We start from the raw sequence: 15,860 nt of genomic DNA on the forward strand, positions 1-15,860 counted from the left end.
CCGGCGTCAGGTGCCCGCCTCTTCGGTGCTCGCCTCCTGGACGAGGTCGGTGAGGCGGGCCAGGACGTCCGGGTCGGTGGACGGCTGCACCCCGTGCCCGAGGTTGAAGATGTGGCCCTCGGCGGCGCGGCCCCGGGCGAGGACGTCGCGGGCGCGCCGCTCCACCGTCTCCCACGGCGCGAACAGGATCGCCGGGTCGAGGTTGCCCTGCAGCGCCCTGCCGGGCGGGACGCGGCGGGCGGCCACGTCCAGCGGCACCCGCCAGTCGACGCCGACGACGTCCGCGCCGGCCTCGCCCATCAGGCCGAGCAGCTCGCCCGTCCCGACGCCGAAGTGAATGCGCGGCACGCCGAGCGCCTCGATCTCGGCGAAGATGCGGCTCGTGTGGGGCAGCACGGACGCGGCGTAGTCCTCCGGGGCGACCGCGCCGACCCACGAGTCGAACAGCTGGATCGCGCTCGCCCCGGCCTCGACCTGCACCTTCAGGAAGGCGATCGTGATGTCGGCGAGCCGGTCCATGAGCCGCGCCCACAGCTCCGGCTCCCCGTACATCATCGCCTTGGTGCGGTCGTGGTTCTTGGACGGCCCGCCCTCGATCAGGTACGACGCGAGCGTGAACGGGGCGCCCGCGAAGCCGATCAGCGGTGTCGCGCCGAGCTCCCCCACGAGGCCGCGGACCGCGCCGGTCACGTACGGGACGTCGTCGGGGACGAGCGGGCGCAGCGCGTCCAGGCCCGCCGCGTCCCGGATCGGGTCGGCGATCACCGGGCCGACGCCGGGCTTGATGTCGAGGTCGATGCCGATCGCCTTGAGCGGCACCATGATGTCGCTGAAGAAGATGGCCGCGTCCACGGCGTAGCGCCGCACGGGCTGCATCGTGATCTCGACGATCAGCTCGGGCCGGGTGCAGGACTCCAGCATCGGGACGCCCTCGCGGACCCGCAGGTACTCCGGCAGCGACCGGCCCGCTTGGCGCATGAACCACACCGGCGTGTGGGGCACGGGCTTCCGGCGGCAGGCCAGCAGGAAGGGGCTCGCGGCGAGCCCGGACTCGTCAACGTCAGCAGCCACCCCGCGATCGTCCCACGGACGCCCGCCGCTCACGCACCGGGGCGACCGGAACACGCAACATCGCGGCGCGGACGCGCGGGCCACGGCGCCGACCTGCGATCCGGCCGCGCGGAACGTGTGACGGGGGGACGAAGTTCCGGACACGCCGAGCGAAGTCCCGCATTCTGTCACCGGCTCATGCGAACGTGATCCGTGTCATAGCCGAGGGAGGTCCCCCTTGTACTGCTCCACCTGCGACGATGAACGCGCGTTCGAGCAGCCGCCGTGCCCGGACGGGCATGGCGGGGAGTGCCCCGAAAGGGTCTGCACGGAATGCGGGGCGGCGGTCTTCGTCGGCGCGCCGCCGGTGGCACCGGCCCTGGTCGCGGCCCGCGAGGCGGCTCCTCCCGGCGGCGCGGGGATCATTCCCCGCCAGGTCAAGCGGGCCGTCGCCTGAGCGCCGCGGCCCCCGGAACGAGAACATCTGTGCCGTGCCCGCATCCCCTCCCTCGCCTCCCGTCGCCGCTGTCCCGAGGCACCGGCGGTCCCCTTCCCGTCCCAGCGCGCCGGCCGGTCCGCCCATGAGCCCACCGGCCTTCCAGCGGGCCGTCGACATGCTGCGCGACCTGCTCGCCGGTCCCGGCGTCCGGCCCGAGCTCGACCTGGAGGACATGCCCGCCCCGCAGAGCCTCGCGCCCTACGCGGCGGCCCTGTCCGGCAGCGTCTACCGCGACGACGACACCGAGGTCGCCATGGGGCGGCTGATCGTCCTGTACGACCCCGACGGGAGACCCGGCTGGGCGAACGGGTTCCGCGTCGTCGCCTACATCCGCGCCGACCTCGAGCCCGACATCGCCGCCGAAGAGCTGATCGGCTCCGTCGCCTGGGACTGGCTCCTCGAGGCCCTGGAGCCGGCGGGCTACGCCAACGTGTCCGGGACGATCACCCGGGCGGTGTCGGAGAGCTTCGGCGACAAGGCCGGCGAGCCGTCCACCACCGAGCTGGAGCTGCGCGCGTCCTGGTCCCCGACCGGCGACGATCTCGCGGGCCACGTGGCCGCGTGGTGCGAGGTCATGTGCACAACGGCCGGGCTGCCGCCGTCCGGCGTCGCCGCCCTGCCGGACCGCCCCGGCGGAACGGCCCGTTGAGCGACGTACGGTAGAGGGCGTGGCAACAGCGTCCGAGAGCAGCGCGGCGGGGGAGAACACGGGAACAGTGGGAGTGTCCGAGGTGCACGCGCCCGGCCCCGGCGAGGGCGTGCAGAACGCGGAGCCGGCCGCGCCGGAGGCCGAGCCGCTGCTGGAACCGCGCGAGGGCGTGCCCCCCGTCGTCGTGGACGCCACCGGGCTGGACGCCGTGATCACCGCGTTCGCGGCCGGGACCGGTCCCGTCGCGGTCGACGCGGAGCGGGCCTCCGGGTACCGGTACGGGCAGCGCGCGTACCTGATCCAGCTGCGCCGCGCCGGCGCGGGCACCGCGCTGATCGACCCGATCGGCTGCCCCGACCTCTCCGGGCTGGACGCGGCGCTCGCCGACGCGGAGATGGTGCTGCACGCCGCCAACCAGGACCTGCCGTGCCTCGCGGAGGTCGGGCTCGTCCCCCGGCGGCTGTTCGACACCGAGCTCGCCGGGCGGCTCCTCGGCTACCCGCGGGTCGGGCTCGGCTCGATGGTCGAGAACGTCCTCGGGTTCCTGCTGGAGAAGGGCCATTCGGCGGCCGACTGGTCGACCCGCCCCCTGCCGGACGACTGGCTCCGCTACGCCGCCCTCGACGTCGAGCTGCTCGTGGAGCTGCGCGACGCCCTGCACGGCGAGCTGGTCGCCGCGGGCAAGCTGGAGTGGGCGCTGGAGGAGTTCGCGGCGATCCTGGCGACGCCCCCGAAGCCGCCGCGCACCGACCCGTGGCGCCGCACGTCCGGGATCCACCGGGTCCGCAACCGGCGGGCGCTCGCGACGGTCCGGGAGCTGTGGACGGCCCGCGACGCGATCGCGCGGGAACGGGACCTGTCCCCCGGCCGGGTCCTGCCGGACGCGGCGATCGTCGAGCTGGCGCTGAACCCCCCGAAGACCCCCGCCGACCTCCAGTCGCTCCCCACGATGCGCAGCCGCGGCGCCCGCCGCCACCAGTCCGCCTGGCTGCGCGCCGTCGCCCGCGCCCGTGCGCTGGCCGACCGGGCCCTGCCCGAGGCGAACCTGCCGGGCGACGGCCCGCCGCCGGCGCACCGCTGGGCCGACCGCGACCCGGAGGCCGCCAAGCGCCTCACCGCCGCGCGCGCGGTGGTCGCGGCGCTCGCCGACGAGCACACGATGCCGTCGGAGAACCTCCTGCAGCCCGACTCCGTCCGGCGCCTGGCGTGGTCGCCGCCCGCCGAGTCGTCCGCCGCCGCGATCGCCGCCGCGCTCCGCGCCCTCGGCGCGCGCGAGTGGCAGGTGGGGCTGACGGCGCAGCCGCTGGCGAAGGCGTTCCTGCGGCTGGCGGTCAAGGGCGACGCCTGACCGCGCGGCCGGCCTGGCGTCACAGGTCGGGCAGCGGGTCCCGGGGCAGGCTGTCGCGAGAGAACACCTCGGTGTCGGCGGCGTTCACGACCGGGACGTACTCGTCGTCCACCTCGAACACGGCGCCGGCGAACTCGAACGACGCGCCGGACCCGGCCTCCACGGGCCCGATCCGCGTCCCGCGCGGGTAGCTGCCCCAGACGCTCTTCGGCGTCCCGCGCCCCAGCGACCCGGTGGAGATGACGGAGATCTGGTCGTCGGTGACGACGAACACGAAACCCGCCCCGCCCCCGTACGCCATCGCGGGGAAGATGTACTGGATCTCACCGTCGATCCCGAGGAACTCGCGGCAGCGCTCGCGCAGCGGGCGTGGCACCGGCATGGCGGACTGGGCACCTCCCCCGGGACGGAACGTCGTCGGCCCCATCATGCCCCGTCCCGTCACACCCTGACCAGAGCCTCGGCGGGCGCCGCCCGCGCCGCCGGGTACAGCCCCGCGAGCGAACTCGGGCCGCGCTTCATCCGGCGCCAGCGACGCCCGCGTAGGCCGCGGGGTGTCCGGGGGCCGGTTCAGCTGGTGTGGGCCTGGTGGAGGAGTTGCAGGAGGTCGTAGACGGCTTCGCCGGTCCAGACGAGCGAGCTGGCGGCCAGGAGCGCCGGGGCGGTGAGGAGCCAGGTCAGGCGGTGCGGGGTGGGCGTCAGCAGTTCGCCCACGCGGCGGGGGATGGCGCCCCGGCGGGGGCGGGCGAAGGAGGTGTGGGCGGGGGCCGGTGCCGCCGGCGCTCGGGAGGCGGCGAGGGCCGCGGCTCCGATGGCCGTGGCCACCGTCCGGCGGTCGCCGACGGCGCCGGCGGCCTGCTCGTCGGCGGCCCGTTCGATCAGGTAGAGGACGCGGGAGGCGACCCACCACAGGGCCGGGTGCGCGGCGCCGGCGAGTTCGGCCAGCAGGACCAGGCGGGGATGCCCGGCGTCCAGGTGCGCCCGCTCGTGCGCCACGAGCGCGGCGAACTGGTCGTCGTCCAGCGCCGCCCGCATGGCCGTGGTGGCGACGACGCGGCCGGGCCGGCCCGGGACCGCGAACGCGTCGACGGCGGCGCTGTCGACCACCACCACCTGGCCGCCGGGCAGTCCGGCGAACTCGCGGGCGGCGGCGCGGCCCCGGCGGTGGCGGCGCCGGACGCGCGCGGCGGCGGCCACCGAGCCCGCCAGGAGGGCCGCCGACACCCAGGGCACCCACGGGACGTTCGCGGTGTCGCGGGCCACCGTCTGGGACGAGCATCCGAACCGTTCCGCGACGGCGGGGATCTGCACGGCCGCCGCGACCGTGAACGCCGCCAGGTTGACGGTGCCGGCGAGCGCGGCGCCCGCGGCCGACCAGGCCAGCGCCGAGGCGCCCGCCGCGGGGGTCAGGCGGTCGGCCAGCAGGGCGGCCGCGGCGACGACCAGGAGCGGGACGACGAGCACGGACCAGACAAAATGATCGAACACAGTCATTCCTGACATTCGGCGGCACACCAGTGTGGCATCACCGTGCGCCGGCGCCGCGCCGGGTGATGGCTAGAGTTCTCGGATGACGCGCAACCCTCCGCACGAACCCGGGCACCGCACCCCGCGCCGCCGCTCGGGGGAGCTGGAGGCCCAGGTCATCACGGTGCTGGCGGAGGCCGACCGGCCGCTGACCACCGGTGAGGTGATGGAGCGCCTCGCCGACGACGGGCTGGCCTACAGCACGGTCGTGACGACGCTGACCCGCCTCCACCGCAAGGGCGTCGCGGCCCGCCGCAGGCGCGGGCGCGCGTACCGCTACGAGGCGGTGGCGGACGCGGCGGGGCTGACCGCGTACCGGATGAACCGCCTGCTCACCGGGGAGGACGACCGGGCGTCCGTGCTGAGGCGCTTCGTCGGCGCCCTCGACCCGGGCGACGAGGAGGTCCTGCGCGACCTGCTCCGCGAGCCCGACGACCTGCCCTAGGCGAACAGCGTCCGGCCCCAGTGGTCGCCGGGGCCGCGGACGCCGGGCGGGCAGGCGTACACGCCGGACCCGACGTGCTGGATGTACTCGTTCAGCGCGTCCGCCGCCAGCGACCGCTGGATCGGGACGAAGCCCTTGCGCGGGTCGCGCTGGAACGCGATGAAGAACAGCCCGGCCTCCAGCCGGCCGAGCCCGTCGGTGCCGTCGGTGAAGGAGTAGCCGCGCCGCAGGATGCGGGCGCCCCCGTTGGTCTCAGGACGGGCGAGCCGGACGTGGGCGTCCGGCTTCATGCGACCGAGCACCGGCGTGTCGCGCTCGCGGGAGAGACCGGCCGGGGCCCCCTCGCGCTTGTCCCGGCCGAAGATGTCCTCCTGCTCCTGCAGCGAGGTCCGGTCCCAGGTCTCGATGTGCATCCGGATGCGCCGCGCCACCAGGTAGGAGCCGCCGGCCATCCAGTCCGCGCCGTCCGCCGCCGCGGACCACACGTGCCGCTCCAGCAGGGCCGCGTCGGTGCCGGCGATGTTCTCGGTGCCGTCCTTGAAGCCGAACAGGTTGCGCGGGGTCTGCGTGTCGGGCGTGGTGGACGAGGTCTTGCCGAAGCCGAGCTGGGACCACCGGACGGCCACGACGCCGAAGCCGATCCGCGCCAGGTTCCGGACGGCGTGCACCGCGACCTGCGGGTCGTCCGCGCACGCCTGGACCGCGATGTCGCCGCCGCTGCGGTCGGGGTCGAGGGCGTCTCCGGGGAAGTGCGGGAGGTCGACCAGCGCGGCGGGGCGGCGCTCCCTGATGCCGAACCGGTCCTTGCCGTCCTTCTCGAACAGGGTGGGGCCGAACCCGATCGTCAGGGTGAGCCGGGACGGCGGCAGGCCGAGCGCCTCGCCGGTGTCGTCGGGCGGGGCCACCGCGACGCCGCCGGTCGCGCCGCCGCCGACCTCGCGGCCCTCGGTCATGGCCGCCGCGGCGGCCGTCCAGTCCCGGAGCAGCCGGACGAGCCTCGCGCGGTCGTCGGTGACGACGTCGAAGGCGGCGAAGTGCAGCCGGTCCTGGACGGGGGTCGCGATGCCGGCCTGGTGCGGGCCGTGGAACGCGATGGCGGTGCCCGGGGACCGGCCGTCCCCGTGCGAGGACACGGCCCGGTCCAGTCCCGCCCCGGCCGCGGCGCCGGCCAGCAGGCCGGCCCCCGAGTACCCGAGCATCCGCCGCCGGGACAGCCCGGCGCCGCTCACTTCGCCACCGCCCCCGCGAGCTTGGACAGCGGCTCGCCGAGGGCGTTCACCGCGTCCGCGAGGACCTTGCGGTCGGCCTTGCCGACGGTGTCGTAGGAGACGTAGCCGTCGCCCTTCTCGTGCTTCTTCAGGGCGTCCTGGACCTTGGTGAAGCCCTCGTCCAGGTCCTTGGCCAGGGCGGCGTCCCGCTCCTGGACGACCGCCCGGAGCAGCTCGTAGACCTTGAAGGCGCCGTCGACGTTGGCCCTGAAGTCGACGAGGTCGGTGTGGGAGAACGCCTCCTCCTCACCGGTGACCTTGCCGGTGGCGACCTCGTCCAGCAGCTCCTTCGCGCCGTTGGTCATCGAGGTCTGGGTGATCGGCGGGTCCAGCCGCACGGCGTTGACCTTGGTCTTCAGCTCGCCCAGGTCCTTCAGCAGCTGGTCGGCGTACCGCTCCTCGCCCTTGGTGGAGCCGGTCTTCCACAGGGCCTTCTCCAGGCGGTGCCAGCCGGTCCACTTCTCGCCGGGCCGGAGGTCGGCCTCGCGGGCGTCCACGCGCGGGTCCAGGTCGCCGAACGACTCGGCGACCGGCTCGATGCGCTCCCAGCCGATGCGCGAGGACGCGTACAGCTCCTTGGCCCGGCCGACGTCCCCGGCCTTGAACGCGCCGGCGAACCTCTCGGTCTCGGCGATGGTCGCGTTGGTCTGCTCGATGACGTACGCCTTGTACTCGGTCAGCGCCTTCTCGACGCGGGGGTCGACGCCCTTCTGCGCGACGCCGGTGACCGCGATGTCCTGCCGGATGCCGTCGCCGACCATGCCGGGCTTGCAGGCGATCTGGTACTTGCCGGCGCTGAGCTGGACGACCAGCGAGACGCGGGTGCCGGGGCCGATGTTCTCCCGCTCCGTGACGATCTTGTCGCCGGGCGCGTAGACGTAGACCTCGGTGACCTTGGAGCCGGTGTTGGTGACCGTGAACTGGTTGACGCCGGCCGTGTAGTCCTTCTTGCCGACCTCGCACTTGTCGTCGCCCGCGGTGATGGTGGCGGCGCCCGCGGCGGGCTCGCCGTCGTCGCCTCCGCACGCCGCCAGCAGGGACATCGACAGGGCCGCCGCGCCGGTCAGGGCGAGGCTGTGCGAAGGAATGCGCATGTTCCGGTCTCCAACGACTGCGTCCGGGGCGAGAAAGTTAGCCAATGCTAACCTTACTTTTACTCACCTGTAGAACTTTGTGACGGTGATCCCACCCCGGCGGAGGACGGTGCGATGCTCGGCAACTACCTGATCGGCCTGCGCGAGGGGCTCGAGGCGGCGCTCGTCGTCACCATCCTCATCGCCTACCTGGTCAAGACCGGACGCCGGGACGCGCTGGTCCCGGTGTGGGCCGGCATCGGCGCGGCGATCGCCGCCGGCGCCGGCTTCGCCCTCGTCCTGAACCTGCTGGTCGCCCAGGAGGACCACTTCAAGGTCCAGGAACTCGCCGGCGGGCTGCTGTCGATCATCGCGGTCGGTCTCGTGACCTGGATGGTCTTCTGGATGCGCGCCGCGGCCCGCTCCATCAGGGCCGAACTGGAGGGCAGGCTCGCCGGCGCGCTGGACGCCGGGCCGGTCGCCCTCGCCGTGGTCGCCTTCCTGGCGGTCGGGCGCGAGGGTCTGGAGACCGCCCTGTTCCTGTGGATCAACACCAGCAACTCCAACGCCGGCAGCACGCCCATCATCGGCGCGCTGCTCGGCCTGGCGACCGCGGTGGCGCTCGGCTACCTGCTCTACCGGGGCGGGCTGCGGCTCGACCTGAAGCGCTTCTTCACCTGGACGGGCGCCGGGCTGATCGTGGTGGCCGCCGGCGTCATCGGCTACGGCTTCCACGACCTGCAGGAGGCGGACGTGCTCCCCGGCCTGCAATCGGTCGCCCTGCGTCCGGCGGAGTTCTTCGCCGGGTACGGCGACCCCGGGCAGTGGGCGCAGACGCTGCTGCACGGCGTCTGCAACCTCACCCCGTCGGTGACCTGGCTCCAGCTGGCCGTCTGGATCGCCTACCTGGTCCCGGTCATGGTGCTGTTCCTGCGCCCCTCGCGGCCGCGGACCCCCGGCGCCGTCGCTCCCGAGGCCGCCTGAGGACGCGCGCCGCCGCCCGGGAACGCGGCGCGGACGGCCGCGAATTCGCGCCCCGCTGATAAAGGAGGGGCCCGGGGAGTTGGTTTTCCGCTGAACACTTCGGCGGGGCGGGCGGCGATAATCCGGGGATGCCCAGCCGAACCGCGCCTCCGCTGAACGAGGACTTCCGGCTGGTCGAGGCGCTCCGGGAACGGCGGCCCGGGGCGGTCGGCCAGGTCTACAACGTGTACGCGCCCGAGCTCATCCGGTACGCCGAGGAGCTCGTCGGCGATCCCGAGGCCGCCGTCGAGCGGGTGCAGGCGGCGCTGGTCGGGGTGGCCGAGCGTCCCGAGGACGTGCCCGACGACGGGGTGTTCCGCGACTGGCTCTACGAGCGGGTGCGGGACGAGGGGCGCGGCCCGGCGCCCATGCGCGTGCGGGGCCGGCTCGTCGTGGCGGGGATCATGGCGGGCGCCGCGCTCACCGCCGGCGTCCTGGTGCTGTTCGACTCGACCGGAGAGGGGCCCCCGCCGGTCGCGGCTCCCCCGCCCGCGGTGGTCTCCACGTCCGCGCCGGCCCCGCCGGCTCCGCAGAAGCGGGCGCCGAAGCCCTCCCCCTCGGCCAAGCCGAAGAAGAAGGCGACCCCGAGGCCGGCGGCCAGGGGGCGCCTGTCGCTGGACGGGTCCGCGTGCCGGGGCGTACGGGTCGCCGCCCTCCCCCGGACGTGCTCCATCCGCGTGACGGCGCGGGGCGGTCCGGTGCGGTGGTCGGTGGCCTCCACCAGCGGGCGGGTCGAGGCGTCGGGCGGCGGCAGGCTGGCCGCCGGGAGGTCGGCGTCGGTGACCGTGACGGTGCGCCCGGCCGTGCTGTGCTTCCTGCCGGGCGGCGGGAACGGCGCGGTCGCGTTCGCGCCGGGCGGGTCGGTGAGCGTCACCTACGTGTGCTGGCGCGGGTAGGGGCTTGCACGGGGACGACGCCGAGACGGAGCCGCGTGCCGAGGGCGGCCTCTCGATCATCGTCCGGATGCCGCGGGGGTGAGCGCGGACCGGGGTCCCTTCGTCAGTGGTTACTGACGAGTAGCATTTGGTGTTACCAGCGAGTAGCCTCGCTGCCGCGGGTACCCGTGCCCGGCCGCGCCGCACCGGCGAGGCCGGCGCGGGGCTCGACACCATCGCGACCCCATCCACCGCAGGGAGGACGATCCGTGCCTCGCACCGCACGCGACGTCGTGTTCGTCGACGGCGTACGCACGCCGTTCGGCAAGGCCGGCCCGAAGGGCCTGTACGCGGAGACCCGCGCCGACGACCTGGTCGTCCGCGCGATCCGCGAGCTCATGCGCCGCAACCCGTCCCTCCCGCCGGAGCGGGTGGACGAGGTCGCGATCGCCGCCACCACCCAGACCGGCGACCAGGGCCTCACGATCGGCCGGTCCGCCGCCGTGCTGGCCGGGCTGCCGAAGAGCGTCCCCGGCTACGCCGTCGACCGCATGTGCGCGGGCGCGATGACCGCCGTGACCACGTCCGGCGCCGGGATCTCGTTCGGCTCCTACGACGTCGTCATCGCGGGCGGCGTCGAGCACATGGGCCGCCACCCGATGGGCGAGGGCGTCGACCCGAACCCGCGGTTCCTGGCCGACCGGCTCGTCGACCCGACCGCCCTGGTCATGGGCTCGACCGCCGAGAACCTGCACGACCGGTTCCCGTCGATCACCAAGGAGCGCGCGGACGCCTACGCCGTGCGCAGCCAGCAGAAGGTCGCCGCCGCCTACGCCGCCGGCAGGATCCAGCCGGACCTGGTGCCGACCGCGATCCGCTCCGCCGAGAAGGGCTGGGGCCTCGCCACCGAGGACGAGCCGCCGCGCCCCGGCACCACGACCGACGACCTCGCCAAGCTGAAGACCCCGTTCCGCGTGCACGGCAACGTGACCGCCGGGAACGCGGCCGGGCTGAACGACGGCGCCACCGCGTGCCTGCTCGCCGCCGAGGACGTCGCCGCGGAGCTCGGGCTGACCCCGAAGATGCGCCTGGTCGACTTCGCGTTCGCGGGCGTCGAGCCCGAGGTCATGGGCGTCGGCCCCGTCCCGGCGACGGAGAAGCTGCTCGCCCGCAACTCCCTCACGATGGACGACATCGGCCTCATCGAGATCAACGAGGCGTTCGCCGTCCAGGTGCTGGCGTTCCTGGAGCACTTCGAGATCGCCGATGACGACGCGCGCGTGAACCCGTGGGGCGGCGCGATCGCCGTCGGCCACCCGCTCGCCTCGTCCGGCGTCCGGCTGATGAACCAGCTGGCGCGGCTGTTCGAGGAGCGCACGGACGTCCGCTACGGCCTGACGACGATGTGCGTCGGCATGGGCATGGGCGGGACCGTCCTGTGGGAGAACGTGAACTGGGAGGGCGCCAAGTGAGCGACATCGCTTCGATCTTCAGCGACGAGGTCGTGACGCACGCGCGCGTCCGCGACGTCCGGCTGCCCCACGGGGCGGGCACCCTCGCGCTGATCACGCTCGACAACGGCTTCGACCACACCAAGCCGAACACCTTCGGCCCGAACGGCCTCGCCGAGCTGAACGCCGCGATCGACCAGGTCGCCGCCCGCGACGACATCGTCGCCGTCGGCGTCACCGGCAAGCCGTTCATCTTCGCCGTCGGCGCCGACCTCAAGGGCGTCCCGCTGATCGGGAGGCGCGAGGACGCGGCCGCCATCGGCAGGCTCGGCCACGACGTGTTCCGGCGGCTCGGCGAGCTCGACGTCCCCTCGTTCGCGTACTACAACGGCGCGGCGATGGGCGGCGGCGTCGAGATCGGCCTGCACTGCACCTACCGGACCGTGTCCGCGGGCGTCCCGGCGATCGCGCTGCCCGAGACGTTCCTCGGCCTCGTCCCCGGCTGGGGCGGCACCTACCTGCTGCCGCACCTGATCGGCGCCGAGAAGGCCCTCAAGGTCATCATCGAGAACCCCCTCGCGCAGAACCGCACCCTCAAGGGCCGGCAGGCCCTGGAGCTCGGCATCGCCGACGCGATGTTCGACTCGGCCGACTTCCTCGAGGAGTCCCTCGCCTGGACGGCCCGCGTCCTCACCGGCGAGACCGCCGTCGAGCGTCCCGAGGTCGACAAGGGCAAGGCGTGGGACGACGCGGTCGCCCTGGCCCGCTGGACCGTGGACGGCAAGCTGCACGGCGCCGCCCCCGCGTTCACCCGCGCCCTCGACCTCGTCGCCGCCGCCAAGGACCGCACCCGCGACGAGGGCTTCGCCGCCGAGGACGAGGCGCTCGCCGACCTCATCATGGGCGACGAGCTCCGCGCCGGCCTGTACGCGTTCGACCTGACGCAAAAGCGCGCGCGCAAGCCCGCCGGGGCGCCCGACAAGGCGCTGGCCCGCAAGGTCACCAAGGTCGGCGTCGTCGGCGCCGGCCTCATGGCCTCGCAGCTGGCGCTGCTGTTCGCGCGCCGCATGGAGGTCCCGGTCGTGCTGACCGACCTCGACCAGGAACGCCTGGACAAGGGCGTCGGCTACGCGCACGGCGAGATCGACAAGCTGCTCGCCAAGGGCCGCGTGTCCGCCGACAAGGCGAACCGGCTCAAGGCCCTCATCGGCGGCTCCCTGACCAAGGACGCGTTCGCCGACGCCGACTTCGTCATCGAGGCCGTCTTCGAGGAGATGTCGGTCAAGCAGAAGGTGTTCGCCGAGGTCGAGGAGCACGTCTCCGCCGACTGCGTCCTCGCGACCAACACCTCGTCCCTGTCGGTGACGGAGATGGCGTCGAAGCTGAAGCACCCCGAGCGGGTCGTCGGCTTCCACTTCTTCAACCCCGTCGCGGTGCTGCCGCTGCTGGAGATCGTCCGGGGCGAGCGGACCGACGACGCGGCGCTCGCCACCGCGTTCGCCACCGGCAAGGCGCTGAAGAAGTCCTGCGTGCTGGTCAAGGACGCCCCCGCGTTCGTGGTCAACCGCGTCCTGCTGCGCCTGATGGCGGAGATCATCCAGACCGTGGACGAGGGCACGCCGATCGAGACGGCCGAGCGGGCCGCCGCGCCGCTCGGCCTGCCGATGCCGCCGTTCGTGCTGATGGGCCTGGTCGGCCCGGCGATCGCGCTGCACGTCAACGAGACGCTGCACGGCGCGTTCCCGGACCGCTTCCCGCTGTCGGAGAAGTTCGCGAAGCTCGTCGCCGCCGGGAAGAAGGGCGTCTACCTGCCCGACTTCACCGTCGACCCCGAGGTCGTGGAGATCTTCTCCGGCGGGACGAACCCGTCCACCGAGGAGCAGGTCCTCGAGCGCGCCCTCGCCGCGCTCGCCGAGGAGATCAAGATCATGCTGGACGAGGGCGTGGTCGCGGCCGCGGAGGACATCGACCTCTGCATGATCCTCGGCGCCGGCTGGCCGTTCCACCTGGGCGGCATCACCCCGTACCTGGACCGGGCCGGCGTGTCCGAGAAGGTGGCGGGCGCCCGGTTCCTGAAGCCGGGAGTCGCGTCCCTGGCGGGCTGACCCCGTCGCGACCCGCACCGCGCGCCCCCGGACCCGTCCGGGGGCGCGCGGTCGTTACCGGACCGCGATCATAGGCGGGGGCATTTCGGGCATGGGCTTGGCGAACCATGACGAGGAGCTCCGATGAAGCATCTGCTGCGCACCAAGTCGGTCGAGCAGTCGATCCGCGACACCGAGGCGCCCGAGCACCGGCTGCGACGCGACCTGTCCGCGCTCGACCTCGTGGTGTTCGGCGTCGGCGTCATCATCGGGACGGGCATCTTCGTCCTCACCGGGGAGGTCGCGCGGGACAAGGCGGGCCCGGCGGTCGCGATCTCGTTCCTGCTCGCCGCCGCCGTCTGCGGGCTCGCGGCGCTCTGCTACGCCGAATTCTCCTCCACCGTCCCGGTCGCGGGGTCGGCGTACACGTTCTCCTACGCGACGCTCGGCGAGTTCCCCGCCTGGATCATCGGCTGGGACCTGATCCTGGAGCTGGCGCTCGGCGCGGCCGTCGTGTCGGTGGGCTGGTCCGGATACGCGTCCGCCCTGCTGGCCGACATGGGCGTCACGATGCCCGCCGAGATCGTCAATCCGCCCGGCGAGCAGGGCGGGGTGGTGAACGTCCTCGCGATCGGCCTCGTCCTGGCCGTGACGGCGCTGCTGCTGGTCGGCATCAAGGTCTCGTCGCGCGTCAACGCGGTCGTCGTGACGATCAAAGTCGCGGTCGTCCTGCTGGTGATCGTCGCGGGACTGTTCTACGTCAAGGGCGAGAACTACCGCCCGTTCATCCCGGACGCGAAGTCGACGCCCGAGGTGGAGGGCGGCCACGCCCCGCTCATGCAGGTGCTGTTCGGGATCACACCGGTCAGCTACGGCTGGCTCGGCGTGTTCGCGGCGGTCGCCATCGTGTTCTTCGCCTACATCGGCTTCGACGTGGTCGCGACCGCGGCCGAGGAAGCCCGGCGGCCACAGCGCGACCTGCCGATCGGGCTGATCGGCTCCCTGGTCGTCACCGCGATCCTGTACGCGGCGGTGTCGCTGGTCGTCGTCGGCATGCAGCGGTACACCGAGCTCAGCACCGGCGCGCCGCTCGCGGACGCGTTCGAGGCCGTCGGCAGGCCGGCCTTCGCGACGATCATCAGCGTGGGCGCGGTCGCCGGTCTCACCACGGTCGTGCTGATCCTGCTGCTCGGGCAGACCCGGGTGTTCTTCGCGATGAGCCGGGACGGGCTGCTCCCGCCCTGGATCGCGGCCGTCCACCCCCGGTTCGGCACGCCCTACCGGTCGACGGTCATCATGGGCGTGATCGTCGCCCTGCTCGCCGGGTTCATCCCGCTCGGCAAGCTCGCCGAGCTCGTCAACATCGGGACGCTGTTCGCGTTCGTGGTCGTGTCGGCGGGCGTGGTGATCCTCCGGCGCACCCGTCCCGACCTGCCGCGCGGGTTCCGGACGCCGCTCGTCCCGCTCGTGCCGGCGCTGTCGGTGCTGGCCTGCCTCTTCGTCATGATCAACCTGCCGGTGGACACCTGGCTGCGGTTCCTCGCCTGGATGCTGGTGGGCGTCCTCGTCTACGCGGGCTACGGGTATCGGCACAGCCGCGTGCGCATCGCCGCCGCGACGCAAGTTTCCGAAAAAAGCTGAGATCTCGTCATTTCTCTGCCTTCTGCACCGTCCGCCGTCATACGATCTTGACGGCACGCCCAGCTCCCCCACCAAGGACGGTGACAGGCATGACCGGTGACACCTCGGCCCCCGTCGGCGGGCCCGCCCCCTCCGACCGGATCGACTCGACCCGCCCGCACTCCGCCCGCGTCTGGGACTTCTGGCTCGGCGGCAAGGACAACTACGAGGTGGACCGGGAACTCGGCCGCCAGATCCAGCAGGCGAACCCGCACGTCGTCGCCATGGTCCGCACGGACCGGACGTTCATGCGCCGCTCCGTGGCGTTCCTCGCGGCCGAGCACGGCATCGACCAGTTCCTCGACATCGGCACCGGCCTGCCGACCGACCCGAACGTCCACCAGGTGGCGCAGTCCGTCCACCCGCACGCCCGCGTGGTGTACGTCGACAACGACCCGGTCGTCCTCGCGCACGCCCGCGCGCTGCTCGACTCGAACCCCGCCGGCGCGACCGCGTACCTGGACGCCGACCTGCGCGAACCGGGCCGGATCCTGGCGCAGGCCGCCGAGACCCTCGATCTGAAGCGGCCGGTCGCGATCTCGCTGATGAGCCTGATGCACTTCGTCAACGACTTCGGCGACGCGCGGGCGATCATCACGCGGCTGCTGGACGCCGTCCCGTCCGGGAGCTGGCTCGCGTTCACCCACGCGACCGCGGAGCTCGGCGGGCCCGAGGTCGCCGAGGCGTTCCGGATGTGGAACGAGAACGCCGTGCAGAAGGCGCGGCCCCGCGACCGCGACGAGGTCGCGAAGCTGATCGACGGCCTCGAGCTCGTCGAGCCGGGAATCGTGTCGCCGCCGTTCTGGCGCCCCGACCCCGCCGACGGCGAGCAGCCGCGCGAGGTGCCGCTGTGGGCGGGGGTCGCGCGCAAGCCGTAGTGACCGGCGT

The 15,860-nt window shown here is 73.6% G+C and carries 15 protein-coding genes; 10 read left to right on the top strand and 5 right to left on the bottom strand.

Annotated elements, in window-relative coordinates; translation table 11 throughout:
* Window positions 1-6: 6 nt before the first annotated feature.
* Window positions 7-1,026 (bottom strand): uroporphyrinogen decarboxylase, encoded by a 1,020-nt coding sequence (gene hemE / locus IE99_RS0108755; protein ID WP_425423811.1) that lies wholly within the window; start codon window positions 1,024-1,026, stop codon window positions 7-9.
* A gap of 262 nt (window positions 1,027-1,288) precedes the next feature.
* Here hemE and IE99_RS28975 point away from each other — a divergent pair, with 262 nt between their 5' ends.
* The 3 genes from IE99_RS28975 to IE99_RS0108770 all read left to right on the top strand — a co-directional run bounded on the left by IE99_RS28975 (window position 1,289) and on the right by IE99_RS0108770 (window position 3,546).
* Window positions 1,289-1,507, top strand: a complete 219-nt coding sequence (locus IE99_RS28975) for a hypothetical protein (protein WP_037558942.1) — start codon at window positions 1,289-1,291, stop codon at window positions 1,505-1,507.
* 124 nt (window positions 1,508-1,631) lie between these two features.
* Window positions 1,632-2,198 carry a DUF3000 domain-containing protein gene (locus IE99_RS0108765; RefSeq protein WP_030166439.1) on the top strand — a complete coding sequence of 189 codons (567 nt, stop codon included), beginning with the start codon at window positions 1,632-1,634 and terminating at the stop codon, window positions 2,196-2,198.
* A 109-nt stretch (window positions 2,199-2,307) separates the two neighbouring features.
* Window positions 2,308-3,546, top strand: coding sequence for an HRDC domain-containing protein (locus IE99_RS0108770; RefSeq protein WP_051712343.1), 1,239 nt, complete (start codon window positions 2,308-2,310; stop codon window positions 3,544-3,546).
* 19 nt (window positions 3,547-3,565) lie between these two features.
* Here the strand turns inward: IE99_RS0108770 and IE99_RS0108775 are convergent, their stop codons facing one another.
* Both IE99_RS0108775 and IE99_RS0108780 read right to left on the bottom strand, forming a co-directional pair.
* The gene (locus IE99_RS0108775; RefSeq protein ID WP_030166446.1) at window positions 3,566-3,928 is read right to left on the bottom strand and encodes a hypothetical protein; all 363 of its coding nucleotides are present in this window, start codon (window positions 3,926-3,928) and stop codon (window positions 3,566-3,568) included.
* A 188-nt stretch (window positions 3,929-4,116) separates the two neighbouring features.
* Window positions 4,117-5,034: a M56 family metallopeptidase gene (locus IE99_RS0108780; protein WP_030166449.1), complete on the bottom strand. Its 918-nt coding sequence runs from the start codon at window positions 5,032-5,034 to the stop codon at window positions 4,117-4,119.
* Between the two features lie 82 nt (window positions 5,035-5,116).
* On the opposite strand from IE99_RS0108780, the gene IE99_RS0108785 reads away from it, so the two are divergent.
* Window positions 5,117-5,518, top strand: coding sequence for a BlaI/MecI/CopY family transcriptional regulator (locus IE99_RS0108785; protein ID WP_030166451.1), 402 nt, complete (start codon window positions 5,117-5,119; stop codon window positions 5,516-5,518).
* Here IE99_RS0108785 and efeB read toward each other — a convergent pair.
* Window positions 5,515-6,747 (bottom strand): iron uptake transporter deferrochelatase/peroxidase subunit, encoded by a 1,233-nt coding sequence (efeB, locus tag IE99_RS0108790; protein WP_030166454.1) that lies wholly within the window; start codon window positions 6,745-6,747, stop codon window positions 5,515-5,517. The genes IE99_RS0108785 and efeB overlap by 4 nt on opposite strands.
* Entirely contained in the window at window positions 6,744-7,880 is a 1,137-nt protein-coding gene (gene efeO / locus IE99_RS0108795; RefSeq protein ID WP_030166457.1) for an iron uptake system protein EfeO, read from the bottom strand. Before efeO ends, efeB begins: the two co-directional genes overlap by 4 nt.
* A 114-nt stretch (window positions 7,881-7,994) precedes the next feature.
* Between efeO and efeU the strand changes: the two genes are divergently transcribed.
* The 6 genes from efeU (at window position 7,995) to IE99_RS0108825 (ending at window position 15,850) form a co-directional block, all read left to right on the top strand.
* A complete protein-coding gene (efeU, locus tag IE99_RS0108800; RefSeq protein WP_030166460.1) occupies window positions 7,995-8,843 on the top strand; it encodes an iron uptake transporter permease EfeU in 849 nt (282 codons plus the stop codon).
* A gap of 128 nt (window positions 8,844-8,971) precedes the next feature.
* The gene (locus IE99_RS0108805; protein WP_030166463.1) at window positions 8,972-9,778 is read left to right on the top strand and encodes an RNA polymerase sigma factor; all 807 of its coding nucleotides are present in this window, start codon (window positions 8,972-8,974) and stop codon (window positions 9,776-9,778) included.
* Between the two features lie 248 nt (window positions 9,779-10,026).
* On the top strand, window positions 10,027-11,229 hold the full coding sequence (locus IE99_RS0108810) for a thiolase family protein (RefSeq protein ID WP_030166466.1): 1,203 nt from the start codon (window positions 10,027-10,029) through the stop codon (window positions 11,227-11,229).
* Window positions 11,226-13,313 (top strand): 3-hydroxyacyl-CoA dehydrogenase NAD-binding domain-containing protein, encoded by a 2,088-nt coding sequence (locus IE99_RS0108815; protein WP_030166469.1) that lies wholly within the window; start codon window positions 11,226-11,228, stop codon window positions 13,311-13,313. Before IE99_RS0108810 ends, IE99_RS0108815 begins: the two co-directional genes overlap by 4 nt.
* A gap of 123 nt (window positions 13,314-13,436) precedes the next feature.
* Complete coding sequence (locus tag IE99_RS0108820) at window positions 13,437-14,933, top strand: amino acid permease (RefSeq protein ID WP_037558943.1); 1,497 nt, start codon at window positions 13,437-13,439, stop codon at window positions 14,931-14,933.
* 89 nt (window positions 14,934-15,022) lie between these two features.
* Complete coding sequence (locus tag IE99_RS0108825) at window positions 15,023-15,850, top strand: SAM-dependent methyltransferase (protein WP_030166475.1); 828 nt, start codon at window positions 15,023-15,025, stop codon at window positions 15,848-15,850.
* Window positions 15,851-15,860: the final 10 nt, after the last annotated feature.

Origin of the sequence: Spirillospora albida (assembly GCF_000718255.1) — a bacterium.
In the GTDB taxonomy this organism is placed as follows: domain Bacteria; phylum Actinomycetota; class Actinomycetes; order Streptosporangiales; family Streptosporangiaceae; genus Spirillospora; species Spirillospora albida.